This is a genomic window from Alcanivorax quisquiliarum, assembly GCF_023051175.1.
Lineage (GTDB): Bacteria > Pseudomonadota > Gammaproteobacteria > Pseudomonadales > Alcanivoracaceae > Isoalcanivorax > Isoalcanivorax quisquiliarum.
In genome coordinates this window covers 247,005-270,488 of sequence record NZ_JALKII010000001.1, presented here as the reverse complement: position 1 = coordinate 270,488, position 23,484 = coordinate 247,005, and the positions used below count along the sequence as shown (strand labels likewise).

General features: G+C 61.5%; 20 protein-coding genes. 5 read left to right on the top strand and 15 right to left on the bottom strand.

From position 1 onward, the window contains the following. Positions 1-115: 115 nt before the first annotated feature. Genes MU846_RS01260 through MU846_RS01250 form a run of 3 tightly spaced genes read left to right on the top strand, consistent with a single transcriptional unit; the run spans position 116 to position 3,000 of the window. Positions 116-1,339, top strand: coding sequence for a Re/Si-specific NAD(P)(+) transhydrogenase subunit alpha (locus MU846_RS01260; protein ID WP_246947439.1), 1,224 nt, complete (start codon positions 116-118; stop codon positions 1,337-1,339). Then, positions 1,339-1,617 (top strand): NAD(P) transhydrogenase subunit alpha part 2, encoded by a 279-nt coding sequence (locus MU846_RS01255; RefSeq protein WP_246947437.1) that lies wholly within the window; start codon positions 1,339-1,341, stop codon positions 1,615-1,617. Before MU846_RS01260 ends, MU846_RS01255 begins: the two co-directional genes overlap by 1 nt. A gap of 3 nt (positions 1,618-1,620) precedes the next feature. Beyond that, entirely contained in the window at positions 1,621-3,000 is a 1,380-nt protein-coding gene (locus tag MU846_RS01250) for an NAD(P)(+) transhydrogenase (Re/Si-specific) subunit beta (RefSeq protein WP_246947436.1), read from the top strand. Positions 3,001-3,160: 160 nt separating this feature from the next. Here MU846_RS01250 and MU846_RS01245 read toward each other — a convergent pair whose 3' ends face one another. Beyond that, positions 3,161-3,922, bottom strand: a complete 762-nt coding sequence (locus tag MU846_RS01245) for a DUF481 domain-containing protein (protein ID WP_246947435.1) — start codon at positions 3,920-3,922, stop codon at positions 3,161-3,163. Positions 3,923-4,222: 300 nt separating this feature from the next. On the opposite strand from MU846_RS01245, the gene metH reads away from it, so the two are divergent. Continuing rightward, positions 4,223-7,951, top strand: a complete 3,729-nt coding sequence (metH, locus tag MU846_RS01240; RefSeq protein WP_246947434.1) for a methionine synthase — start codon at positions 4,223-4,225, stop codon at positions 7,949-7,951. Positions 7,952-7,955: 4 nt separating this feature from the next. Here the strand turns inward: metH and MU846_RS01235 are convergent, their stop codons facing one another. Together MU846_RS01235 and MU846_RS01230 are read right to left on the bottom strand one after the other, a co-directional pair. Beyond that, complete coding sequence (locus MU846_RS01235; RefSeq protein ID WP_246947433.1) at positions 7,956-10,079, bottom strand: PEP-utilizing enzyme; 2,124 nt, start codon at positions 10,077-10,079, stop codon at positions 7,956-7,958. Then, complete coding sequence (locus tag MU846_RS01230) at positions 10,076-10,846, bottom strand: DUF1461 domain-containing protein (RefSeq protein WP_246947430.1); 771 nt, start codon at positions 10,844-10,846, stop codon at positions 10,076-10,078. The genes MU846_RS01235 and MU846_RS01230 overlap by 4 nt, the downstream gene beginning before the upstream one ends. Before the next feature lie 96 nt (positions 10,847-10,942). Between MU846_RS01230 and MU846_RS01225 the strand changes: the two genes are divergently transcribed. Further along, positions 10,943-12,613, top strand: a complete 1,671-nt coding sequence (locus MU846_RS01225) for an alpha/beta hydrolase (protein WP_246947428.1) — start codon at positions 10,943-10,945, stop codon at positions 12,611-12,613. Here the strand turns inward: MU846_RS01225 and MU846_RS01220 are convergent. From MU846_RS01220 to MU846_RS01165, 12 genes are all read right to left on the bottom strand, one after another. Then, entirely contained in the window at positions 12,510-13,889 is a 1,380-nt protein-coding gene (locus MU846_RS01220) for a hypothetical protein (protein ID WP_246947426.1), read from the bottom strand. The two genes, MU846_RS01225 and MU846_RS01220, sit on opposite strands and share 104 nt — an antisense overlap. Further along, entirely contained in the window at positions 13,889-14,419 is a 531-nt protein-coding gene (locus tag MU846_RS01215; protein WP_246947424.1) for a type II secretion system protein M, read from the bottom strand. Before MU846_RS01215 ends, MU846_RS01220 begins: the two co-directional genes overlap by 1 nt. Positions 14,420-14,421: 2 nt before the next feature. Further along, positions 14,422-15,576 (bottom strand): type II secretion system protein GspL, encoded by a 1,155-nt coding sequence (gspL, locus tag MU846_RS01210; RefSeq protein WP_246947422.1) that lies wholly within the window; start codon positions 15,574-15,576, stop codon positions 14,422-14,424. Continuing rightward, positions 15,573-16,637 (bottom strand): type II secretion system minor pseudopilin GspK, encoded by a 1,065-nt coding sequence (gene gspK / locus MU846_RS01205; protein ID WP_246947420.1) that lies wholly within the window; start codon positions 16,635-16,637, stop codon positions 15,573-15,575. The genes gspL and gspK overlap by 4 nt, the downstream gene beginning before the upstream one ends. Further along, a complete protein-coding gene (gene gspJ, locus MU846_RS01200) occupies positions 16,634-17,269 on the bottom strand; it encodes a type II secretion system minor pseudopilin GspJ (protein ID WP_246947418.1) in 636 nt (211 codons plus the stop codon). Before gspJ ends, gspK begins: the two co-directional genes overlap by 4 nt. Then, entirely contained in the window at positions 17,269-17,721 is a 453-nt protein-coding gene (gene gspI, locus MU846_RS01195; RefSeq protein WP_246947417.1) for a type II secretion system minor pseudopilin GspI, read from the bottom strand. The genes gspJ and gspI overlap by 1 nt, the downstream gene beginning before the upstream one ends. Continuing rightward, positions 17,718-18,347 carry a prepilin-type N-terminal cleavage/methylation domain-containing protein gene (locus MU846_RS01190; RefSeq protein WP_246947416.1) on the bottom strand — a complete coding sequence of 210 codons (630 nt, stop codon included), beginning with the start codon at positions 18,345-18,347 and terminating at the stop codon, positions 17,718-17,720. The genes gspI and MU846_RS01190 overlap by 4 nt, the downstream gene beginning before the upstream one ends. Next, a complete protein-coding gene (gspG, locus tag MU846_RS01185) occupies positions 18,313-18,750 on the bottom strand; it encodes a type II secretion system major pseudopilin GspG (RefSeq protein ID WP_246947415.1) in 438 nt (145 codons plus the stop codon). The genes MU846_RS01190 and gspG overlap by 35 nt, the downstream gene beginning before the upstream one ends. An 87-nt stretch (positions 18,751-18,837) precedes the next feature. Continuing rightward, the gene (gene gspF / locus MU846_RS01180; RefSeq protein WP_246947414.1) at positions 18,838-20,061 is read right to left on the bottom strand and encodes a type II secretion system inner membrane protein GspF; all 1,224 of its coding nucleotides are present in this window, start codon (positions 20,059-20,061) and stop codon (positions 18,838-18,840) included. Further along, positions 20,061-21,590 carry a type II secretion system ATPase GspE gene (gene gspE / locus MU846_RS01175; protein WP_246947413.1) on the bottom strand — a complete coding sequence of 510 codons (1,530 nt, stop codon included), beginning with the start codon at positions 21,588-21,590 and terminating at the stop codon, positions 20,061-20,063. The genes gspF and gspE overlap by 1 nt, the downstream gene beginning before the upstream one ends. Before the next feature lie 130 nt (positions 21,591-21,720). After that, entirely contained in the window at positions 21,721-22,863 is a 1,143-nt protein-coding gene (locus MU846_RS01170; protein WP_246947411.1) for a response regulator, read from the bottom strand. Continuing rightward, positions 22,860-23,444, bottom strand: coding sequence for a chemotaxis protein CheB (locus tag MU846_RS01165; RefSeq protein WP_246947409.1), 585 nt, complete (start codon positions 23,442-23,444; stop codon positions 22,860-22,862). The genes MU846_RS01170 and MU846_RS01165 overlap by 4 nt, the downstream gene beginning before the upstream one ends. Positions 23,445-23,484 lie beyond the last annotated feature (40 nt).

Below are 23,484 nucleotides of genomic sequence, written 5' to 3'. Positions count from 1 at the left end.
GCCGGCCGGCCCTTCCGGGACCGGCCGGTTCTGTTCTCAGTAGCGGGTTATTTAACAGTTAGTAGCGCCTGCTCTATGTCATCCGGCAGGTAACCCAATCCAGCGAACCACGTAAATGGGGGTAGCGCAGGTGATCATTGGTGTACCCAGGGAAATTGCTCCCGGCGAGACGCGCGTAGCATTGGTTCCGGCCAACGTTGCCGCATTGCTCAAGAAGCACAAGATCGAACTGCTTGTCGAGCGAGAAGCGGGCCTGGCGGCCGGCTATACGGATTCTGAATACCAGGAGGCCGGCGCCACTTTGACCGATCGCGCCACAGTCTTCAGCAAGGCCGACGTGGTGCTGCAAGTGCAGACGCCTGGCAGCAACCACGCCAACGGTGATCAGGATATGGCTCTGCTTCGTGCAGGCCAGGTGCTGATTGGTATGATGGACCCGCTGGCCAACGCAAAGTTCGCTACTAAGCTCGCAGAAACGCAGATTTCCGGCCTTGCGCTGGAACTGGTGCCGCGGATTACCCGTGCTCAGGCGATGGATGTGCTTTCCTCCATGGCGATGCTAGCTGGCTATAAGGCCGTGCTCATGGCCGCCAGTGAAAGCAATCGCATGTTCCCGATGAACATGACCGCTGCCGGCACGCTGAATGCGTCCCGCGTATTCGTGATGGGCGCAGGTGTTGCCGGCCTTCAGGCTTGTGCAACCGCAAAGCGCCTCGGCGCCGTCGTGGAAGCCTATGACGTGCGTGCAGCGGCCCGAGAGCAGATCCTGTCTGTGGGCGCCAAGCCGGTCGAACTGGATCTGGATACCGGCACAGCCGAGGGTTCCGGCGGGTATGCCGCAGCCCAGGGCGAGGACTTTCTCAAGCGTCAGCGCGAGTTGATGACGGAAGTTATCGCTCGCATGGATGTGGTCATCACCACCGCAGCGGTGCCCGGAGCGAAATCCCCGATTCTGGTTACCGAAGACATGGTCAAGGCGATGAAGCCGGGCGCCGTGATCGTCGATCTGGCGGCCGAGCGTGGCGGCAACTGTGAGCTGACCGAAGCCGGGCAGACTGTGACCAAGCACGGTGTGACCATTGTCGGCCCGGAAAATGTGCCGGCCACGCTGGCTTTCCATGCCAGCCAGATGTTCGGTAAAAACATGGAGAACCTGCTCAACCTGCTGATTACCAGGGAAGGCACATTCGAACTGGATTTCGAAGACGAGATTGTTCGGGAAACCGTGGTTGCCCATCAAGGAGACGTACCGCACGCGCGCCTGCGCGGGCTGCTTGGCCTGCCCGAGCTGGCCGTGGCTGCCGCTGCTGAAGACGCTGTTGCAGAGGAGCAGAAGTAATGGATTTCGTATCTCAGCTAACCCTTTTTGTGCTTGCCATTTTCCTCGGTGTGGAACTGATTACCAAAGTGCCGCCCACGCTGCACACTCCGCTGATGTCCGGCACCAACGCCATTTCCGGGATCATCCTGGTCGGTGCGCTGCTGGCCGCCGGGCGGGCCGGTGACAGCCTCCTGGTTTCGGTGCTCGGTTTTATTGCGGTCGCTCTGGCGGCTATCAACGTGGTTGGCGGCTTCATGGTGACCAACCGCATGTTAGCGATGTTCAAGAGGAAGTAAGCCATGCAGATCGCGCAACACTGGATTGATATCGCTTATCTGGCGGCTGCTGTCCTCTTTGTGCTCGGCATCAAGGGACTGGCCAAACCGAAAACAGCAGTGCGCGGCAACCAGATGGCCGCCTTAGGCATGGGTGCTGCTGTTGTCGTGACCTTGCTGCACCACAGCATCCTCAGCTACCAGATATTGATAGCTGGCCTGCTCGTCGGTGGCGTGATTGGCGCGGTGATAGCTCTGAAGGTACAGATGACATCAATGCCGCAGCTGATCGCTTTGCTGAACGGCTTTGGTGGTGGCGCTTCAGTTGCGGTTGCGTCAGCTGAATATTTCCTTGGCATCAGCGGTGCGGTTGGTGTCATCTCCACCGGCGTTGCGGTGCTGATCGGCACCCTGACTCTGACCGGCTCCCTGGTCGCCTTTGCCAAGCTGCAGGAGTTGATCAGCGGCCAGTCAATCGGCTTCCCCGGCATGAAGTTCCTGAACCTGATTCTGCTGCTTGGCGCCTTGGCGGCTATCGGCTATCTGGTGGTCGAGCCGGGTAATGATCTGCTGTTCTGGGGTATTGTCGGCGCAGCGGCGCTCCTCGGTTTGACGTTGGTCTTACCCATTGGCGGCGCTGACATGCCGGTCGTCATCGCCCTGCTCAACTCATACTCCGGCCTGGCAGTTTCCGCAGCCGGCTTCGTGATGGATAACAATGCGCTGATCATTACCGGCTCGCTGGTGGGCGCCTCTGGTCTGATTCTCACGCAGATCATGTGCAAGGCCATGAATCGGTCGCTGGCGAACGTCCTGTTCGGCAGCATGGCAGAGGGTGGCACTGAAATCGATGCCGACGAAATCTATCGTGGTAAGGTGAAGTCCTCTTCCCCGGACGAAGTGGCCATGATTCTGGAAACCGCCCAGCGTGTGGTCATCGTACCCGGCTTCGGTCTCGCCATGGCTCAGGCCCAGCATGCCGTGCGTGATCTCGCCAATGCCATTGAAGCCCGCGGCGGCGAAGTGGAGTACGCCATCCATCCCGTGGCAGGCCGGATGCCTGGCCACATGAACGTGCTGCTGGCGGAAGCGGAAGTTCCCTACGACAAGCTCAAGGACATGGACACCATCAACCCGACCTTTGAGCAGACCGATGTCGCCATCGTGATCGGCGCGAACGATGTTACCAACCCGATGGCACGCGAAGACAAAGGCAGCCCGATTTACGGGATGCCGATTCTGAACGTGGACAAGGCGCGGACAGTAGTGGTTGTCAAGCGCTCCCTGAGCCCCGGCTTTGCCGGCTTGCCCAACCCGCTGTTCGCCATGGACAATACCCTGATGCTGTTCGGCGACGGTAAACAGGCGATCATCGATATCGCCACAGCACTGAAAGAAGGTTGATTCCGGCAACGGAATGCGCCACACAAAAAAGGAGAGCCGAGGCTCTCCTTTTTTTACGTCATCTCTTGGTGACCCCACGCTACACTCAACGACCTCGCCGGGCAGTATCGTGGGGGGCCAGCTACTTTGGAGCCCGCTCTAGCCAGGGCTGCAAGCGATATCAGAAACCGTACACGATCCCCACCAGTATCTCCTGGTCGGTTTTCTTCGCATCCGGCGCCGGGTCAGTGGTGTGGCGCAAAACGTGGCTCAGACGTAGCGACAACGAGCCTGTCACGCGGGTGGTGAGGCTGGTGGTGGCGCGAGTAACGGTCGAATCCTCGCCGATTTCCGTGGTCAGATCTTCGTTGAATTCCGCTGTTTCGGAGAGGGCCAGCCGGTAACGCAGACCAAGCCGCAGGATCGCATCTTCTTCCTTGCGGCTTTCCCCCGGGCCGACCAGCCCGCGTTCGACCTGACGCCAGCGATAACCGGGGCCGGCTTCGATATCCAGCCGGTGCAGATCGTTATCGAACATCCGGCGCCCATAACCGAGCGCGTAACTGGCTTCATAATCGTAGCCGGTGAAACGATCTTTTTCGGCCGTGATCACGTTGAAGATATAGTTGGCCTCATCGAGCTTGCGATCCAGTTTGTAGGAGCCGAAATACCGCTCGGCGGTACGTTCGTCCTCTCGCGTGCTGGTATTGCGCTGCTGTGCGTTGGCGGCTTCCAGTTTGGCGATATGGCGCCAGTCGATGCCGTCACGTTCTGCATTGCCCTTGGCCGAGAGTGTTTCCGATTTCGTGTTGCCACGCTTCAGAAGGTAAGCCAGCTCGGCGTCGCCGGACCAGACATTGGTTTCATCGGCGGCTTCCTGGGCCATCGCGAAGCCAGGCAGAACCGCTACAGCACAAGCGGCCGCGAGAAGGGTTTTATGCATCGTGAACTCCTTGTTGGTGTCGTTTTCCAGTAAGCCGAGGCCCATAGCGTCACCGGCGCCCGCGCGCTCGTGATGCCGCCGCCAAGCGTATCAGAGTGGAAACAGGACACGCCGGGCACAGGCAAACGCGCAGTATGCCAGAGCGCGCTGCGCCCGCGCAGCCACACTGTTGCGCCAGCGCCTCTATTTTACAAAAACGCAACGCAGGTATGCCGGTGCGGCGGCAGCCGGTTCTCGGGTAATTCTCGCTGCGCCCCGGTATAATGCGGCCCCAACGTCACACCAGCCTGGAGCCTGCTCATGTCCCATCGCCTTGACCCACACCTGCGAGATGCCCTGACGGAGCAATTGCGCCGCCGCATCCTGATTCTGGATGGGGGCATGGGCACGATGATCCAGGCCCTGCAGCTTGGCGAGGCCGACTATCGTGGCGAACGTTTCAAGGACTGGCCTAGCGATCTCAAGGGCAACAACGACCTGCTGTGCCTGACACAGCCCGACGCCATCCGCGAGATCCATCGTGCCTACCTCGAGGCTGGCGCCGATATCCTGGAAACAAACTCCTTCAACTCCACGCCGATTGCGATGGCGGATTACGGCATGCAGGGGTTGTCCCGGGAAATCAACGTGGCATCTGCCCGGATCGCCCGAGAGGTGGCCGATGAGTTCACTGCGCGTGATCCGTCCCGCCCACGTTATGTTGCGGGTGTGCTTGGCCCGACCAACCGCACTGCGAGCATCAGCCCGGATGTGAACGACCCCGGCTATCGCAACGTGTCGTTTGATGAGCTGGTCGAGGCTTACCTGGAGTCCATTGATGGCCTGGTTGAGGGCGGCGCGCAGCTCATCATGATCGAGACAGTGTTCGACACCCTCAATGCCAAGGCGGCCGTGTTCGCCATTGAGACCTGGAAAGCCCGGGAGGGCGTGGACTTGCCGGTGATGGTATCCGGCACTATCACCGATGCGTCGGGCCGTACCCTGACCGGGCAGACCACCGAAGCGTTTTACAACTCGTTGCGGCACGCGATGCCGATCACCATCGGCCTCAACTGTGCGCTGGGCGCACAGGAATTGCGCCCCTATATCGCGGAGCTGTCGCGCATCAGCGAAGGGTTTGTTTCCGCGCACCCGAATGCCGGACTGCCCAACGAGATGGGTGAATATGACCAGTCGCCGGAGGTGATGGCAGGTGAAATTCGTGAATGGGCGGAGAAAGGCTTTCTGAACCTGGTCGGGGGTTGCTGCGGCACCACCCCGGCCCACATTCGGGCGCTGGCCGAGGCGGTTGCCGATTGTACTCCCCGAGCGCTGCCGGAAATCGCACCGGCCTGCCGGTTATCCGGCCTGGAGCCGCTGACTATCGACAGCAACTCGCTGTTCACAAACGTGGGTGAGCGCACCAACGTGACCGGCTCGAAGCGTTTCCTGCGGCTGATCAAGGAAGGCGATTTTGATACCGCCCTGGAAGTTGCCCGGCAACAGGTCGAGGCTGGCGCGCAGATCATCGATATCAACATGGATGAAGGGATGCTCGATGGCCCCGAAGCCATGAGCCGCTTTCTGAAGCTGGTCGCCGCCGAGCCGGAAATCTCCCGCGTGCCGGTGATGATCGATTCTTCCAAGTGGGAGGTAATCGAGGCCGGGCTCAAGTGCATCCAGGGCAAAGGTATCGTCAACTCGATCTCCATGAAGGAAGGCGAAGCCGCTTTCATCGAGCAAGCCAGGCTGGTGCGCCGTTACGGCGCGGCTGTGATCGTGATGGCGTTTGATGAAGTCGGCCAGGCAGACACCCGTGCTCGGAAGACGGAAATCTGCACCCGCGCCTATCATTTGCTGGTCAACGAAGCCGGTTTCCCGCCGGAAGATATTATTTTTGACCCGAACATTTTTGCCATCGCAACCGGCATCGAGGAACACAACAACTACGCCGTCGATTTCATTGAGGCGGTGCAGGATATCAAAAGCACCCTGCCCCACGCGCTGGTATCCGGCGGAGTGTCGAACGTTTCGTTTTCGTTCCGCGGCAACGAGCCGGTGCGTGAAGCGATCCACGCCGTATTCCTCTACCACGCCATCCAGGCGGGCATGGATATGGGGATCGTCAACGCGGGGCAGCTGGCGATTTATGAAGACATTCCCGCTGAGCTGAAACAGGCTGTCGAAGATGTGGTGCTCAATCGCCACGAGGATGCCACCGAAACGCTGCTTACGCTGGCGGAAAAATATCGCGACAGCGAAAGCGGCGGCAGTGGCCGCCAGGAAGACCTCAGCTGGCGTGAATGGCCCGTGCAGAAGCGGCTGCAACATGCGCTGGTGAAAGGCGTGGCCGATTACATCGAAGAAGACACCGAAGCAGCCCGACAGGAGGCCGAGCGGCCGCTGCATGTGATCGAAGGGCCGTTGATGGACGGTATGAACGTGGTCGGTGATCTTTTTGGCGCCGGTAAGATGTTCCTGCCGCAGGTGGTGAAGTCCGCTCGCGTGATGAAAAAGGCGGTGGCCTATCTGCTGCCCTTCATGGAGAAGGAGCGGGAGGAGCTGGGCACGCAGGATGAGTCCAATGGCCGCATCATCATGGCAACGGTCAAAGGTGATGTGCACGATATTGGCAAAAATATTGTCGGCGTCGTATTGCAATGCAATGGCTATGAAGTGATTGATCTCGGCGTGATGGTGCCCTGCGAGAAGATTCTGGCGGCCGCCCGCGAGCATAATGCCGACGTCATCGGGCTATCTGGCCTGATTACCCCGTCACTGGACGAAATGGTACAGGTGGCCAGCGAAATGGAGCGTACCGGCTTCAAGCTGCCACTGATGATCGGTGGCGCCACCACCAGCCGCATCCATACCGCTGTGAAAATCGAGCCGCGCTATCACGGCCCGGTGATTCATGTGGCGGACGCCTCGCGTGCGGTCGGTGTCGTCAGTAACCTGCTGTCCGATACACAACGTGATGCGTATCTGGCGAGCATTCGCGAGGAATACCAGACACTGCGTGAACGCCGCGCCAGCCAGCAGCAGGAGCGCAAGCTGGCGTCGCTGGATGCCGCCAGAGCCAATCCGTTCCGCACGGACTGGAGTGCGTACCAGCCCCCCGCCCCCACCTTCACCGGCGAGCGGGCATTCGAAGATTATCCGCTAGAGGATCTGGTGCATCGCATAGACTGGACGCCATTTTTCCGCAGCTGGCAACTTGCTGGCCGCTTCCCGGCTATCCTGGAAGATGACGTGGTGGGCGTCGAGGCCCAGCGGTTGTACCGTGACGCGCAGGCGATGCTGGACAAGATCATCGCCGAAAAATGGCTGACCGCACGGGCTGTGATCGGTTTTTACCCGGCTGCCAGCATCGGTGACGACATCGAGCTTTATCGTGAGCCGGGCGAGCGCACCCCGTTCATGACACTGCACCACTTGCGCCAGCAGACCGACCGTGGCGACAAGGGCGCGCGTGCTGACAAGCCGAACCTTTGCCTGAGCGATTTCATCGCGCCACGGGAGAGTGAGGTGCAGGACTGGCTGGGCGCCTTTGCCGTGACAGCCGGTATCGGTATCGAGCCGCATCTTGAGCGTTTCGAGGCGGATCACGACGACTACAACAGCATCATGCTGAAAGCGCTGGCAGACCGCTTGGCGGAAGCCTTTGCCGAACGCATGCACGAGCGCGTCAGGAAGGAATACTGGGGCTACGGCGCGGATGAAAATCTCAGCAACGATGACATGATTCGCGAGCGCTATCGTGGCATCCGGCCAGCGCCCGGCTACCCGGCCTGCCCCGACCACACCGAAAAAGCGTTGCTGTGGCAGCTACTCAAGCCGGAGCAACGCATCGGCATGACACTTACCGACAGCTACGCCATGTACCCGGCGTCATCGGTATCGGGCTGGTATTTTGCGCACCCGGAAGCGCGTTATTTCGGCACCGGCAAGATCGGCCGTGACCAGATTGAAGATTACGCCCGCCGCACAGGCTACACAGTGCAGGAAATCGAACGCAGTATCCCGCATCTGCTCGGTTATAACGACTGACGACTCACCCCGCTGGCCGGCAGATGCTGCCGGCTGGCTGGTTCAGCACCAGGGTGCTGCCGGTGGTGATGCAATGCATGGCGTCGTCCACGCCGATAATGCACGGAATGCCCAGCCACTGTGCGAGCAGCGCCGCTGGCTGCTCCGCAGCGTGCCCGGCCAGCACCAGCCCGCCCGCCAGGCAGAGCCAGGGCAGCCAGGCGGTATCGCACTGATCCAGCACCAGAATATCGCCCTGTTCGATATGCGCCAGCGCCCAGCTGCCGTGGATCACTCTGGCAGTGCCCTGCGCGGGCGCGGGAACGATGGCACTACCATTGAGCACCGGCCGCTGCTGCTGATCCAGGCGGGCACCATATGCAATCTGATCAATGATCCAGTCCGGCGCCCCGTGCCAGGCATCGTTGAGCAGCCGCATCTTACGCTGGGCAACGGTGTCGGCGCCGGGCCGGGTGCTCTCCTGCGGCTGCCACAGCTGCCACAGTTCATCAAAATAGACAAAGAACACATCCTCCGTGCGCACCAGCCTGCCCCGTGCCACCAGCACCTCCGCCATGCGCTGTAACAGCTGCCGCAAGGCCGTGCCGAGCTGTTCTCGCAGGCCGGTGGCCACCGCCGCGGCGTCGCTCGCCTTGGGTTCGGGGAGCGTGCCCAGAAGCGCTGCTCGCTGCGGCGTCATGTCACGCAACCGGCCCAGCTCGGATGGCAGCTCGCCGAAGCGCGCCAGCATCGGGTCTGCGCCGAGTGCGCCGGCCGCGGGAAGGACGCCTGCGACGGCCTCAGTACCAGCGCCCAGCGCCCGCAGCGCGGCTCGGTGCCCGGCCGGCAAGGCGTTTGCCAATGCCAGCTCGGGCGTCGTCGCAGAAATGACAGGCGGCGGCCGCACATAGCACAGCCAGCCTTCCAGCGCGGCCAGACGCTCTCCGATGCTGTCCAGCCGCATCAGCGCACGCCATAGCCCATCGGTATCGCCCAGGTCGGGGAGCTGCTCGGCTTGCCGCGCCAGCTCCCGTTCCAGCTTGCGTAGGCGGCGGCCGGCCAGCCAGGGCTGCAAACCGTCACGCTTGCGAACGTAGCGCTGTGGCGGCGGGGATGTTTGCGGGTGCCAGGCCGGCGGTATGGCGGCCTGCGCCTGCGGCACGCCCGCCTCAAGCAGCCGCAGGAAGAACTGACTGTTGGAATAAATATGGCTGTGCTGGCGCCGGTACGGTTCTACGTTGGCCAGCTCCTGCCAGCCCAGTTGATCGCCAAGGGGGCGCCAGAAAGCCGTCTTCAGCCAGCGACCGGCGAGTGTATACCATAGCGGCGACACCGCCTCGTGCCAGAGCCCGAAGCCGGCGCGGCGGCTCCACGCCTCGGTGGGCCGGGGCAGCGACCCGACCGGCAAGGTCTGCACCACCCAGAGCTGCTGACCATCGAAGATCCACTCGCATGCTTGCGGGCGCTCGAACTGCTTGCGCAGTTGCCCGGCCAGCGTGGCAAAGGCGTCGGCACCGATGCGCTCCACCAGCGAGCGGTTTTCACTGCTCCAGGCGACGGCGCCGTCCCGGTGCAGGATCAGGCGAGCAGGCTCTCCATGCCGATCTCCATGCCGATCTCCATGCCGATCTCCATGACATTCTCCACCCTGCTCATCCGGTGCTGCATCAGGCTCGCCATGGCCTTGCTCCAGCACGCCCTCGATCACCACATGCTCCAGATCAGGGCGTACCGGATGGCGCGTGAACAGCACCCCGGCAGCGTGGCGTGCAGGCATGGATTGGATAATCACCGAATCAGGCGCGTTAGCTCGCCGAAACACCTGTTGCAGCGCACCACTGAGTGCAAGGTCGGAATCCAGATTGAGCAGCGACTCCCGTTGTGAGCCAGGAGTCGCCGGGCCCTGCTGCAATACCCAGTAGCGCGCCGCGGTATTGCCAGCCACCTGTGCCAGCGCTGCTGTAACCGCCTGGGTATCCTCTGCCAGCACCTCACGCCGCACGCGCCAGCTAGGCGGCACCGGCAGCCCCATGGCGGCCCATCGCTGCAAGCGTTCCGCCTCGGGGCGGGCATCCGCCGCCAGCCGCTCTATCCATGGCGAGGCTATCTTTGGCTGCTCTGTTCCTGGCGGTACAGTGGCGTGCGTCATGGGCGCGCTCCAGCCAGCGGACGAATCAGTGTGTTACCAAGCAGAAACAAGGCCGGCGCTAGTACCACAGCAGCCACCGCGAGCACTACCGCGATACCGCCGAACAGATAAGGCGCTTTCATCAAGGTGCTCATCAGGGATTGTTCCCAGTAGAAAAACCAGGGATGTTCGGGCGGAAATAACCAGATATGCAACTGATAAAACACTGCTTTCGGGCCTTGCACCAGCAACCAGATCAGCAGCGGGCCAGCAGCCACCCCGGCCGCCGCTATCCTTGCCCGGTAGGTGGGCGGCCCGGCACGCGCAGAGCACACGGCGAGCGGCAACCACAGTAGCGCCATGAACCATGAAACCGCCGTACCCAGACCAAGCAGATCGGCGACATCCTGCAAGTGCAATACCTCGTCAAGGGTCAGCAACGGGATCGGCATACCGGACGGCCCCGGATAGGTAATACCGGAAAGCCCGCGCCCCCGATCATGTACCGCCTGGCTGATTTGCGCGAATGCCTGCTGATGCTGGTCGGGCGGCAATTGCGCGAAGCCGGGTTTACGCGCATTGTGCGGCGCGTATTCGGCGATGTGCTGATCGATATCCATCAGCGAATACCAGAGCGGATAGCTATAATCCAGGCGCGCGTAAAGCCACCAGGACAATGCCAGCGCCAGCCACACGCAACACAGGCCATAAGCCAGCCATACCAGGCCGCGGCCGGTGTCGCGCCAGAACGCTGGCGGTGATTGAGACGCAGAAGCTGCTCCGTTCATTGCAAACCAATCCTGATGGGCACCGACGCTGCATCGGTCAACATAAAAACAAGCGCCCAGGTTAACAAAGGCGCGATATCAAGAGGATTCACCGCCATGCGTAGTACAGCACTGGCCTTTTGGGTTGTGATACTGCTGGGGGGCTGCACAACCACACTACCCGTAGCATCCCCCGATCCCCTGCCTGCGCCACTTGAAGCGCGGCGTTACCAGGTCGCCATCCCCACCCACGACGGCCTCTCGCTGGCTGCGACAGTCTACCAGCCTGCACTGGCCAGCGGCGACACCGCGCCAGTCATCATTGCCACCCACGGGTTCGGGGGTTTTCGCGCCAAGCGCCCGCTCTCCATTTATGGCCAGACCATGCTGACCGGCGAAGCCGCCATCGCCGCCTGGCGGCAAGGCTACTGGGTGGTGTTCTACGATCAACGTGGTTTCGGTGGCAGCCAGGGCGATGTGCAGTTGATGAGCCCGGCGCACGAAGTGAAAGATGTCAGCAGCGTGATCGACTGGGCACTGCGGCACTTGCCAGCGTTGCACACGCTGCCGGATGGCCGTGCGGCCATCGGCATGATCGGCGAGTCATATGGTGGCGGTGCGCAGATTCTTGCCAGTATTCATGATCCGCGCCTGGCGGCCCTGGTGCCCATTGCCACCTGGTACGATCTGGCCGACGGCTTTGCGCCTAACGGCCACGTTCGCAGCCAATGGGGCGCGCACCTGTTTACGCTCGGCTCGCTGTCCAGCGGTTTTGATTTCGGCATGGCGTTGCAGCGCCCGTTCCGCAGCGCCTTTACCGGCACTTTGTCCAGAGAAGCTCAGACGCTACTGCGCGAGCACAGCCCGTCGAGCTTTTGCGCACGGGGCGAATACCCGCAGGCGGATGCACTGCTGATACAGGGCTTCCGGGATTCGCTGTTCGGTATCGAACATGCGCAAGCGAACCAGTCCTGTTTCGAGGCCGGCGGTCAGGAAGCGCGCCTGCTGGCCATTCAGGGTGGCCACATCCTGCCCTGGCCGATTCAGCCCTGGTCCGGCAAACCGCTGTTCAATACCGACGCTGTGCTGGGTTGCGGAGCCGACGCAGTGCCATTGCCCGAGCTGGTGGTGCAGTGGTGGGATGAGAAGCTGCGCGGTGCGCCGCGTCAGGTGCCGTCATTCTGCGCGGCGCTGGATTATGAGCAAAGCCTGCATCTCGCTGCCCTGCCCTCGAACGGCGAAACCTTTGCCGTGCGTGATGCGAGCCTGCATATCCCCTTTGCCGGCATGTTCGAATGGTTGATGGTGCCGGTGGATGTGGGCGGCGATATCGTGCGCGGGTTCTGGCAGGGCAAGGATCTGCGGCAGCTGCGTCCCAATGGCGGCGGCGGCCGGCCAAAGTTCGTGCCGGTGTATGTGGTCGAGCGTGATGATGAAATATTGCTGGGCACGCCCGAGCTGGACATGCGCCTGAGCGGCACTGCCAGCCGTGCCAGCACGCGCGTGTTTGTCGGTGTGGGTGTGCAGCGTGCGGGGGCGCGCCGGGTGCAGGTGGTCAACGAGCAGCTGACACCGCTGCCGCACAAGGGATTGCACCGTCAGACGCTGCCGCCGGTGGCAACGCCATTGCAAGCCGGCGACCGGGTTGGCCTGGTGGTGTACGGTTTCAGCTGGCAGTACGCCTTCAATCCGTCGTTCTGGTGGAGCCGGGCGCGGTTGCAGGGGGAGTTGACGCTGCCTCTACAGGAAGGGCTGAAGTCGCTGCCGCTGGAGCTGGCCACGCCGTAACGGTCATTGCCGGGGCGCGGGTACGCGCCTCGGCGTAAGCGTGCGGCGCCATACCCTGCAATCCGTTATCAAACAGTAATCGCACGGCAAAGCGCATTTCCTGCTCCTTCGGCCAGCCTTGCAGCGCGTAGCCCAGATTCGGCAGTTGGCCAGGAAACTGTTCTGGCGTCAGCTCCAGATGCAGATCGTCCTGATACACCAACGCCAGCGGAATGCCGGCCAGATTTGGCGGCACATCCAGCTCGGCGAGCAGGATGAAATCGCGCCCCGAATCAAACAGCACCCAGCTTTCGTCCGAGCTGAGGCCACGCTGGATCAGTTCGCGTTCTTCATCGTCCAGTCGCCCGTCAACCAGCCCGCGCAGTTCACCGCCGCGTGCGGTTTGTACGGTAGCGCCGTACTGGGCGTTGCCGTCGATGGTCACCGCCACTTCCGGTGCTCGTAGCGTGCGCCGGTACAGCCCCGGTACTTTGGCGTAAGTGTGTGCCTCGTAATGATCCGGATAACGATACGCTTGCACGTGTAGTTTCATCACCGAAATACCGGCAATCACCACCCTGGTTTCCAGATGCATGACCGAGCGTAATGGCCCCGTGCGGTGGCCGGTCACAGTCGGGCGCAGATTGGTATTGTCCAGCGTGACGCGGGCATGGCGGTTGAGAAAGCCGGCCGCCATACGCATCTTCAGTGTGTCGATGATGGAGCCCTCGCCCTGATAGCCCTGGTAGCCGAGGTACTGCCAATTGAGTTCATTCTCGGGATCGACAATCAGCTGATAGCTGTCGGTGACGGTGGTGCCGCTGCGCAGATCATGGTGGACGTAACGGCCAGGGTGGCGGCGAGCATCATCCTGCGCCAGGTAAAAATACCCCCGGCTGTCATCTTCCCGCTGAATGGATACCTCGGCCAACACTCTGCCCTGCGGTAGCGATGCATCCGCCGGCGCACGTTGCCCGGCATCAGCGAGGCGCAGCAGCAAACGGTCTGCGCCGCTGAATTCGCCCTCCGGCCGATCGCGGCCAAGCTCGCCATCCGGAAACCAGACCATGTCAGCATCGCCGAGCGGATCAAGCTGAAAAACCACTGGCTGTAATTCACCCTGCTGCCAGGTCACGACCGAGAGCGATGCACTGTCCTGCGGCTCGTCGAAAAGTGAATCGGCGCGCAATTCGAGGATGCGGCGCGCATCCAGCGCCGTCGCCGCTGCCGGCCATACCAACAACGCAGCCGACAGCAGCAGCGCGGCCCCTGCCGGCCGCATCGTAAACAAGGACATCAGCTACCCCGACGCAAGGTGGCGCGCACATTGACAGTGCCCGGCGTCTGGCCGGTGGAAATTTCTACCGCTGCGGCACGCACTCCCTGCTCCAGCTGGAGGCTTTGTAACCAGGTGATGACTGGTGCGAAAGGCTGCTGCTCCAGCTGCACCCGTGCCGCGTCGGAGCCTTCCGGGGTGAAGCCGCGCAGCGTCAGACCGGCTTGTGTGGCACTTGCATTGATGACGCTGATCCAGTCACCCTGCATGGTCGGTTGCCCGTTCTGGCTGCGCTGGGCCTCGCGCACCACGGCGGCATTATCAGCGATCCAGTCGACGATCTGTGCCTGCGCCACATAGCGTTGTGCCGCGGCGTTGCGGCCGTTGAGAACCGGCTTCCAGAGCAACAGATAAAGCAGCATCAACACCACTGCCACGCCCAGTACGGCCACCGCGACCTGTTCACGGTGTTGCAAGCCGGCGTACCACTGCCGGGCCGGCTCCATGGATTTCAGCGCTTGTGCGCGCCATTGCTGGATGTACTCGCCCATAATCAGCCCTGCCCCACTCGCATACGTGCTGTTACGCCACTGGCTTCACTGCGTGCCGTGCCGATCTCGGCGCTCAGGCCGGCCGATTGCATTTTTTCTCGCAGGTTTTCCAGTATCCCGAAATCCCGCGCAGTAATATCCACCAGCAACACACTTTCCCGCTCATCAAACTGGATGCGGCGTGGTGTCACGCCCTGATCGGTTGCGCCGCCGAGAATCTCGCCGACCGGCGTCATCAATGACAGAAAACCGCCCCCTGCGGCACTGCCGCCCATGCGCTCCAGCTGGGTGCGGAATTCCCGTTGCAGCAGTTGCGGCCGCGGCGCACCGGGGAACAGCTCCTGATACATCGCCACCGCTTCTGCTGCGCGTGCCTCGGCAGCCCGGTTTAACTGCCACTGCTGTGCCAACAACAAGCCCCATACGGCCACCAGGACGCCAGCGGCAAGCCCTGCCAAGGGCCGCCAGGGGCGTATCTTCTCGCTCCATGCGCCCTGTTGCACGGTGGGTCGCAGATCGCCATGCAGCAGCGCCACACCAGCGCCGCTGCCAAGGGCTTCGCGGAATGCAGTGAGCAGCGCTTCCGGGTGCTCGATGCGCATGAATTCCTCCGTCTCGATCCCCAGCAATTGCGGCAACTGCGCAAGCTCCGAGTGCGGCACGATTGCCGCTTGCCCCGGGCTCGGCACGCACAGCAACTCTGCATCCTGCCACACCAGGCAAGGCGCGTGGGGCTGGAGCAGATCAGCATCCACCCAGGCACCTGCCAGCTGCACATCGCTGGCCTCGTCGAACCAGGCCAGCAGCTGCTCCAGCCCGTCCCGCTCGCAGGCGGCGACAGGGTAATGGCTGTCGACCGGGCGGCCGTGGGCAAACCACATCTCATCGGTACTACTGAGCAGTGACTCCTCCAGCAGATAAGGCAGCACTTTCTGGATATGTCGTGCCTGGCGGCGACTAAGCTCGACACTGGTGAGCAGCACGTCGCCCGCAGAGAGCACCACCCGCACGCGGCCACTGACGCTCTCCAGCGCCTCAGCAAGCGTGCCGCGCTCGATCGTATCGGCTCGATGTTGCCAGATTGCATCGACGTCGCTGGGGCTGTCGGCGCGTAACGCGCCGGCGAGCAGGTAAATCAAAGTGCTGTCATCCATCATGGTCGCTGCCCATTTTCCTGTGTTGAGCTCTGGGGCGTGGTGGCCTCGTTATAGAATGTATTGCAGGGTGGCTCCAGCGGGCCGAGCACCGGCACCAGTTGCCGGCTGAAGACCTCCGTGGGCCCCTGCTCCAGTCGTTGCAGTCGTGTGACCAGGCGGCTGCGCTGGTCATTATGAACGACATCGATCATTACCTGAAAATAGCTTGAACGCACGTCGAGCATGGCTGCCAGCGCGGTGCGCATGTCATCTTCCAGCGCCGCGAACGGTGCCTGCGCCATCAGCTCGTCGATCGAACCGATGGCAGCTTCTTCGCGCAATGTTTTTATCTGCTGCGTGCCGGCCTCGCCGACGTTATCGGCAAACAGCGCATCCAGCACCGGCAGCGGTGCGGTATTGACGTTCAGTCGCGTGCCCGGCGGCAGTGCCGTAAACAGCGTCCAGAACAGCGGCGAGGGAATATCCGTCGCACTCATGCTGCGCAGGGCACGCAACTCCGATTCATGCGCAGCCGGGCTGTTCGGGGTGCGCATCCAGCGGTATTCCGCATCCTCGGCACCTTCGACACCATCCACCATATTGTTGGTGTCGAGCCAGTCGGCCAGCTCATGCGACAGTGTCTGTGCTTTCAATGGATCGGTCAGTGTCTCCGCCAACAGCCGCGCCAGGCGCTCCCGCCACCCCTCGTCACGCTGAAACTCGGTGCCCTGCTGGCTGACCAGCCAATTGATATTGAAGCGCCCCTGAAGATCCTGCACCGTCGCACTGAGCACGGCGTCTTCATAGGGCGTCGGCGGCAGGCTGATCGCCCACTGCTCGTCAACACAGTCATCCAGCAAGGCATTGTTGTGCCGGTCGTCTTCCATATCGTCGATCAGCGCCTGGATGGCTACCGTTTCAGCGGCAATCGCATACTGATAGCGCATGTCCCAATCGGTCAGGTTTTCCGTGCGGGCGCGAAACCTGTCCTGGCGCACCATCATGTCGGTGGCGATCACCGCCATCAGCGCTACCATCATCAGCACCACTATCAGAGCTACCCCTCGTTGCCGGTGCTTCATGTCTGGCTCCAGGGGTTGATCACGGTGCGGAAATAACGGTGCAAGCGGCTGCCATCCTCCAGGCGAATTTCCATTTCCACGCTGCGAGGTAGCGGCTGGTGCAATGGCGGGGTTTGCTCCAGGTGAATATCCGGCCAGATATCAAACCATTGCCAGTCGCCGTTGGGGTCTTCCGCCAGATAGCGAAATGTCAGTGTGTCCACCCCCTCGAGCAGGATCATGTCCACCGGCTCGGTGCCGACGTTCACATCCAGCGCCGGCCAGTAACGGCGCACCAGCCGCTGTTCTTCGTCAAGCAGATAGGCGACGCGCTGCATCTGGCTGCGGGGGCGCAGATCGAAAGGGTTGGCCCAGCCCAGGCGGGTAAACTCGAAATATTCCAGCGTGCCGCGCAATGCCGGCTGCTGATCGCCAAAGGCATCGCGCACCGGCCGGGCGATAATCTGTTCGATATCCTGTGCCAGAAAAATCAGCGCCCGCTGCCGTGATTCCTGCCGGGTCGCGTGCTCGGCCAGCAATTCGCGATTGTTCAGCGCTTCACTGAACGATGCATGGGCGATCAGGTACATCACCGCAAAAATAGCGATGGCGACGATCACTTCCAGTAACGTGAAGCCTTCCTGACGGCGCATCAGCCTGCTCCCTCCGGGGGCGGATCATTGCCTTCCGTGCCGCCATCAAGTGGCATTGTTTCCGGCGCCGGCCGGCCGAGCAGGCTGGTCAGTATATACAGCACTTGCCGCTCGCTGCCGAGGCGTGTTTCCGGGCCAACCTCGATATCCACCCGGCGCGTATCCGGGTAGGGGCCGTTGCTGATGATGGTGCGGATCAGCCAGGTGCGGCCGTGCTCGTCGTCCTCGGGCGGCTCCAGCTTCTCGTCGGTGGTGCCGTTTTCCGGCCAGCGCTGATAAACCTGTAGTTCCACCAGTTTGTCGGCGGCGACCATATAGGCAGCGGTGCGCTCATCCAGCATGGCGGTATTGACTGCTGCTACGCCCATACTCTGCATCAGCGCCATGATCGCAAACACCAGAATCGACAGTGCCACCAGCACCTCGACCAGCGTGAAGCCACGTTGCTTCATGGCTCGTCTTCCTTGAGCAGCTCTGCCTGGCCAAGTGCATTGAGCGTGATCTCCAGCGGTGCCGAATTACGATGATCGCCACTGAGTTCGATCTTCAGACGAGCCGGCGTGGCTTCGCCGCTGGGGAAAAAAAACAGTTGCGGTCGGCGTTCGCGATCGTCCCTGTCCTCGCCCGCTACAAGCCGCGCTTCGGCGGCTTCCACCAGGCCATAACCGGCGCCCGGCGGTGCGTCGTACTGATGTTGCTCCACGGTTTCCAGTTCCCAGCTCAGGCGCAACGTCTCCTTGAATTCCCGGCTCTCCAGCGCCGCACGGGAATCCCCCCCGAAGGGCACGAATTTCTGCTGCTCGGGGTCAAAGCGCATCGGCGTGATGCGCTGATCGGTGAGATGGATGCCCAGTAGCTCGCCACTGAACACGCTTTGTTCACCGACCGTCGCCAGCAGTTCCTCGAGCCAAACCCCGGCTTGATCAAGCTCGCGATCATCACTGAGAAAAAAACCGGGGGCTAGCACAGCAGCGAACAGCGCCACCATGACCACCACCACCAGGATTTCGACCAGCGTGAATCCGGCCGCGCGGTGTAACGCGTTAGCGTTGCAATTCGCGGTAGTTGAGATCTGCATTGACGCCCTCACCGCCTTCCATGCCATCCGCGCCAAGGGAAATCAGATCGTACGGGCCAGAGGTGCCCGGGCTGATATAGATATAGTCACTGCCCCAAGGGTCTTGCGGAATACGCGACAGGTAACCGCCTTCCGGCCAGCTGCGCGCCGACGACGGGCGCTCGACCAGGCCGCGCAACCCTTCTTCGGTGGTCGGGTAGCGGCTGTTGTGCAGGCGAAACATATCCAGCGCCGAGGCGATGCTGGCCATATTGGTTTTAGCCAGATCCACCTTTGCCTGCTCGCCCTGGCCGATCACGTTCGGCACGATCATTGCTGCAAGCAGGCCGATGATCGCCACCACTACCATGATTTCGATCAGCGTCAGGCCTCGCTGGGCCGTGCGCCATGTCAATTTCTTCATTGCCCTGTCTCCACCAGTAAAAGTTCGGCGCCCAACCCCGACGCCCTCTGCCCAGCCCTGCCCTGCTTGCCTGCCTGCGCAGTCCGTTTACAGGCCAAACAGGCTGTTCATTTGCATGATCGGTTGCATCATGGCAAGCACGATCAGCAACACCAGGCCGGCCATGAACAACAGCATGGTCGGGCCTAGCAATCCGACAACGGTATTGACCACACCGCTCATTTCACGTTCCTGATATTCCGCCGCGCGGGTGAGCATGCGATCCAGCTCGCCGCTGGCCTCGCCGCTGGCAATCATCTGCACCAGCATCGGCGGGAAATAGCCGCTGGCTTCCAGCGCCCGGCTGAGGTTGCCGCCTTCACGCACGCGATTGGCTGCCTGATGTACTGCTTCGCGAATAGCCAGATTGCTTACTACCTGGCTGGATATTGCCAGCGCTTCCACCAGCGGCACACCCGATCGTGAGAGGATGCCCAGGGTGCTCGCAAGGCGGGAGCTGTCCGAGGTACAGATCAGTTTGCCTATCAATGGAGACCGAGCCAGACGAATGTGCACCCGCATGCGAAACGCTGGCGAGCGCATGGCACGGGCGAACACGATCACCCCCAGCACAATCAATAGCACCACCAGCCACATCCAGTCGCGAAACAGCTCGCTCAGGGTAATCATGAAGCGCGTCAGCGCCGGCAGCGCTTCCTGGTTGCGAGAAAAAACATCGACCATGCGCGGTACGACGAACGTCATCATGCCGGTGATGATGAGTAACGAAAACACCATGATAAACAGCGGATAGGCCAGCGATTGCATCACCGAACGGCCTGTGTCGTGGCGGCTTTCCAGATAGTCCGCCAGTTGTTCAAGCACCTGTTCGAGATGGCCGGAGGATTCGCCGGCGGCCACTGTCGCCCGGTACATTTCCGGGAACGCACGGGGAAATTCCGCCATAGCTCGTGCCAGGCTGTAGCCCTCGGTGACCTTGGCGCGCACCGCCAGCACGATGCGCTCCATGTGCACCCGTCCGGCTTGCCGGGCAACGGCGGACAGCGCTTGTTCCACCGGCAGGCCGGAGCGGATCAGCGTCGCCAGTTGACGCGTGAACAGCGCCTGCTCGCCGGTATTGAGCTTGCCGGACCGTGACATGCCGGCAAACAGCGACTGCTTGCCCTTGCGGTCTTTGGTTTCCCGCACCTCGATGGGCACCCAGCCCTTGCTACGTAGCTGCTGGCGTACCTGCCGGGCGCTGTCGGCTTCGATCAGCCCTTTCTTGATCTTGCCCCCCGCATCCAGAGAGCGATACTCGAATGCCGGCATCAGTTTTCCCTGGTCACGCGCAAGATTTCTTCGATGGTGGTGTCGCCGGCCATGACCTTGCGCCAGCCGTCCGCCCGAATACTGGGCGTGCGCTTGCGGGCGTGTTGTTCCAGCGCCTGCTCACTGGCACGTTCATGGATCATTTCGCGCATGTCGTCATCCACCACCACCAGCTCGTAGATACCCGTCCTGCCGCGATAGCCGAGCTGGTTGCAGTGCTCACAGCCGTTCGGCCGATACAGCGTCATCGGCTCGCCCTCGGCGCAGCCCATTACCGCCAGTTCGCCCGGCGTGGCGTCATAAGGCGTCTTGCAATCCGGGCAGAGCACGCGCACCAGCCGCTGGGCCATCACACCAAGCAGACTTGATGACAGCAGAAACGGCTCGATACCCATATCCTGTAGCCGCGTCACGGCCCCCACGGCGGTGTTGGTATGCAGGGTCGACAACACAAGGTGGCCGGTGAGGGAGGCCTGCACGGCGATCTCGGCGGTTTCCAGATCGCGGATCTCACCGATCATGACGACATCGGGGTCTTGCCGCAGAATGGCACGCAGGCCACGGGCGAAGGTCATCTCGACCTTGTTGTTCACCTGGGTCTGGCCGATGCCCTCAAGCTGATACTCCACCGGGTCTTCCACGGTCAGGATGTTGCGCGAGGAATCATTGAGTTCGGTCAGCCCGGCATACAGCGTGGTGGTCTTGCCCGAGCCGGTCGGGCCGGTCACCAGGATGATGCCGTGGGGCTTGTGGATCTGCTCCATCATTTCCTTGTAGCAGACATCCCCCATGCCCAGATGGCCAAGCTGCAAACGACCCGCCTGCTTGTCCAGCAGCCGCATCACCACGCGCTCGCCATTGCTTGAAGGCATGGTGGAAACCCGCACATCCACATCGCGCCCGCCGACGCGCAGGGATATACGGCCATCCTGTGGTACACGCTTTTCGGCGATGTCCAGCCGCGCCATGACCTTGATGCGCGACACCAGCAGCGGTGCCAGCTCGCGACGTGGTGCCAGCACTTCACGCAGCACGCCATCCACACGCATCCGTACCAGCAGGCGGCGCTCGAAGGTTTCAATGTGGATATCGGACGCGTTTTCGCGAATCGCCTCCTGCAACAGTGCGTTGATCAGGCGAATGATGGGGGCGTCGTCTTCCTGCTCCAGCAGGTCGGAGGTTTCCGGCAGCGCTTCGGCCAGGCTGGCAAGATCCAGTCCCTCAAGGTTGTCGGCGGCCTCGGCGGCGGCGCCGCGTTGCTGCTCGTAGGTGATTGCCATGGCACCGGCGAGCGCGCCGTCATCCATGGTTACGATACGCGGCAGATCACCCAGCCAGCGCCGCACCTCGGCCAGCACGCGGATATCCAGCGGCGGCACACAACACAATTCTCGCTCGCCGTTGTGGCCTCGCAGCAGAACGCGGTGGCGACGGGCATAGCTGTAGGGCAGCACCTCGCGGGAGGCGACGGCTGAAATGGCGTCTTCGATGACGTCATCTTCAAGATCAATCTCGGGCTCGGATATCATGGTGGCAGCTACTCACTGTTGGGCCTGGAGCACCCCCGCTCCGCTGGCCATCAATCCCTTGCAGGAGCACCTGTGCCGAACGCCGCCGGTGCTCCCCTGATGCCACCGTGTTTATAATGGCATCACGTCATCATATTTTTTCCATCAGAGTCTGGATAATACCGCGCCCGGTATCGTTCATATCCAGAAACTGGAAACCGGTATGGTAATCCTCGCCGGTACCGGAAAGCTGGCACCAGACGGCTCTTGCATCAAAACTGAGAGTGTTCAAGCCGTTGATCTGTTCCGGCAGAACCATGCTCAAAGCAAGTTTTTGTCCCTCTTTGATCGCCTTGCGGCTGCTGAGCTTGAATCCGTCGATACTGATGTTCATCAAGCGCCCTACATTGCCACCAGTTGTGCGATCGAACAACACCATCTCGCGAAACACTTTCTTGCGCGGATAACGACGGCTTTCACGGGCGTGGCGTTCCTGCACAGAAAGTTCGTTTCCAGTCAGCTCACGAAACAGGATCACGCAGCCGCTGAAAGGTTCGCCAACGGGGCTGATGGGGGTTGCGGTCATTTCCAGCGGCACCAGAGCCTCGCCACGGCGTGCATACAAACTGATATCGTTGCGCCAGCCCTGCCCTTCGCTGCAAGCAGCCAGCAAAGCCGAATCTGACCAGGAAAAAGGCGTGCCTTGATCGTCACTGCACAATATTTCATCAATTGTACGGCCGGCCAGGGCCTTGCGTGTAGTGGCAAGTAATGTTGCCGCAGCATCATTACAGAATGAGATAGCACCCTGTGCATCCGTACCAAAAATGCCCTCGCCCAACGCTTGCAGCAGCCGCTCATTCTCATCCTTGAGCCGTTTCATTTGCACGACAGCCTGTTGCAACTTGCGTTTTTGCAAGTCCAGTTCCAGGAAGACATTGACCTTGGCCTCCAGCACCTGTTTGTCGAGCGGCTTGAACAGATAATCCACCGCACCACATTCATAGCCCTTGAAGACGTATTTCTGTTCCTTGCTGATGGCCGTCACAAAAATAATCGGCAAGCTGCGCGTGCGCCGGTTCTGCCGCATCAGCTCTGCCACCTCGAAGCCGTCCATGTCAGGCATCTGTACATCAAGCAGCACCAATGAAAAATCATGCTTGAGCGCAAGCTGCAACGCTTCGTTGCCGCTGGATGCCATGATCAACTGCCGCCCCGGCGCCTCAAGAACAGCCTCAAGGGCGATAAGGTTTTCCCTGTGATCATCTACTACCAGAATGTTCTGCCTGATCATTCCTGCAACCCGAAAACCTGTTCGACCACGAAATCACCGATCTGTACCAGATCGCCCGTCCAGTCCACACAGCCTGTATCTATTGCTGCCTGCGGCATAATAACTGCTTCCGCTGTCTGGGGTGATTGGGCAACAGTGATTCCCCCACGTTGTTTTATATACCGGGTGCCCGCAGCACCATCGTCGTTGGCCCCGGTGAGGATTACAGAAAGCAATCCACGACCATAAACATGGCCTGCAGAAAAAAACAGTTCGTCGATGGACGGCCGCGAGTAATTTACTGGCGGCGCCAGCGAATAACACAGGGTGTGATCATTATCCACCAGCATGTGATAACCGGGCGGCGCCACATACACGCAACCGGGTTCCAACGCTGCCTTGTCCATGGCGCGCATCACGCGCATGGCGGTTCGCGTGTCCAGCAACCACGGCAACTTGTCGCCTGCGGTCGGGTGCTGGTGCTGTACCAGCAGTACCGGCACCGGCAACGTGGCCGGCAGTCGGCTCAGCACTGTGCTGTATGCTTCCAGCCCGCCCCAGGACGCGCCCATCACTACTGCCTTGATTCGCTGTCGGGACATGTTTTTCTCTGAATCGTCGGGTGCCCTGGGCAACCGGCCA

What these genes read in the sequence shown, in the direction of transcription:
- MU846_RS01260 (WP_246947439.1), top strand. Translation starts at nt 116, where the DNA reads ATGGGGGTAGCGCAGGTGATCATTGGTGTACCCAGGGAAATTGCTCCC.
- MU846_RS01255 (WP_246947437.1), top strand. Translation starts at nt 1,339, where the DNA reads ATGGATTTCGTATCTCAGCTAACCCTTTTTGTGCTTGCCATTTTCCTC.
- MU846_RS01250 (WP_246947436.1), top strand. Translation starts at nt 1,621, where the DNA reads ATGCAGATCGCGCAACACTGGATTGATATCGCTTATCTGGCGGCTGCT.
- MU846_RS01245 (WP_246947435.1), bottom strand. Translation starts at nt 3,922, where the DNA reads ATGCATAAAACCCTTCTCGCGGCCGCTTGTGCTGTAGCGGTTCTGCCT.
- metH (WP_246947434.1), top strand. Translation starts at nt 4,223, where the DNA reads ATGTCCCATCGCCTTGACCCACACCTGCGAGATGCCCTGACGGAGCAA.
- MU846_RS01235 (WP_246947433.1), bottom strand. Translation starts at nt 10,079, where the DNA reads ATGACGCACGCCACTGTACCGCCAGGAACAGAGCAGCCAAAGATAGCC.
- MU846_RS01230 (WP_246947430.1), bottom strand. Translation starts at nt 10,846, where the DNA reads ATGAACGGAGCAGCTTCTGCGTCTCAATCACCGCCAGCGTTCTGGCGC.
- MU846_RS01225 (WP_246947428.1), top strand. Translation starts at nt 10,943, where the DNA reads ATGCGTAGTACAGCACTGGCCTTTTGGGTTGTGATACTGCTGGGGGGC.
- MU846_RS01220 (WP_246947426.1), bottom strand. Translation starts at nt 13,889, where the DNA reads ATGTCCTTGTTTACGATGCGGCCGGCAGGGGCCGCGCTGCTGCTGTCG.
- MU846_RS01215 (WP_246947424.1), bottom strand. Translation starts at nt 14,419, where the DNA reads ATGGGCGAGTACATCCAGCAATGGCGCGCACAAGCGCTGAAATCCATG.
- gspL (WP_246947422.1), bottom strand. Translation starts at nt 15,576, where the DNA reads ATGATGGATGACAGCACTTTGATTTACCTGCTCGCCGGCGCGTTACGC.
- gspK (WP_246947420.1), bottom strand. Translation starts at nt 16,637, where the DNA reads ATGAAGCACCGGCAACGAGGGGTAGCTCTGATAGTGGTGCTGATGATG.
- gspJ (WP_246947418.1), bottom strand. Translation starts at nt 17,269, where the DNA reads ATGCGCCGTCAGGAAGGCTTCACGTTACTGGAAGTGATCGTCGCCATC.
- gspI (WP_246947417.1), bottom strand. Translation starts at nt 17,721, where the DNA reads ATGAAGCAACGTGGCTTCACGCTGGTCGAGGTGCTGGTGGCACTGTCG.
- MU846_RS01190 (WP_246947416.1), bottom strand. Translation starts at nt 18,347, where the DNA reads ATGCAGATCTCAACTACCGCGAATTGCAACGCTAACGCGTTACACCGC.
- gspG (WP_246947415.1), bottom strand. Translation starts at nt 18,750, where the DNA reads ATGAAGAAATTGACATGGCGCACGGCCCAGCGAGGCCTGACGCTGATC.
- gspF (WP_246947414.1), bottom strand. Translation starts at nt 20,061, where the DNA reads ATGCCGGCATTCGAGTATCGCTCTCTGGATGCGGGGGGCAAGATCAAG.
- gspE (WP_246947413.1), bottom strand. Translation starts at nt 21,590, where the DNA reads ATGATATCCGAGCCCGAGATTGATCTTGAAGATGACGTCATCGAAGAC.
- MU846_RS01170 (WP_246947411.1), bottom strand. Translation starts at nt 22,863, where the DNA reads ATGATCAGGCAGAACATTCTGGTAGTAGATGATCACAGGGAAAACCTT.
- MU846_RS01165 (WP_246947409.1), bottom strand. Translation starts at nt 23,444, where the DNA reads ATGTCCCGACAGCGAATCAAGGCAGTAGTGATGGGCGCGTCCTGGGGC.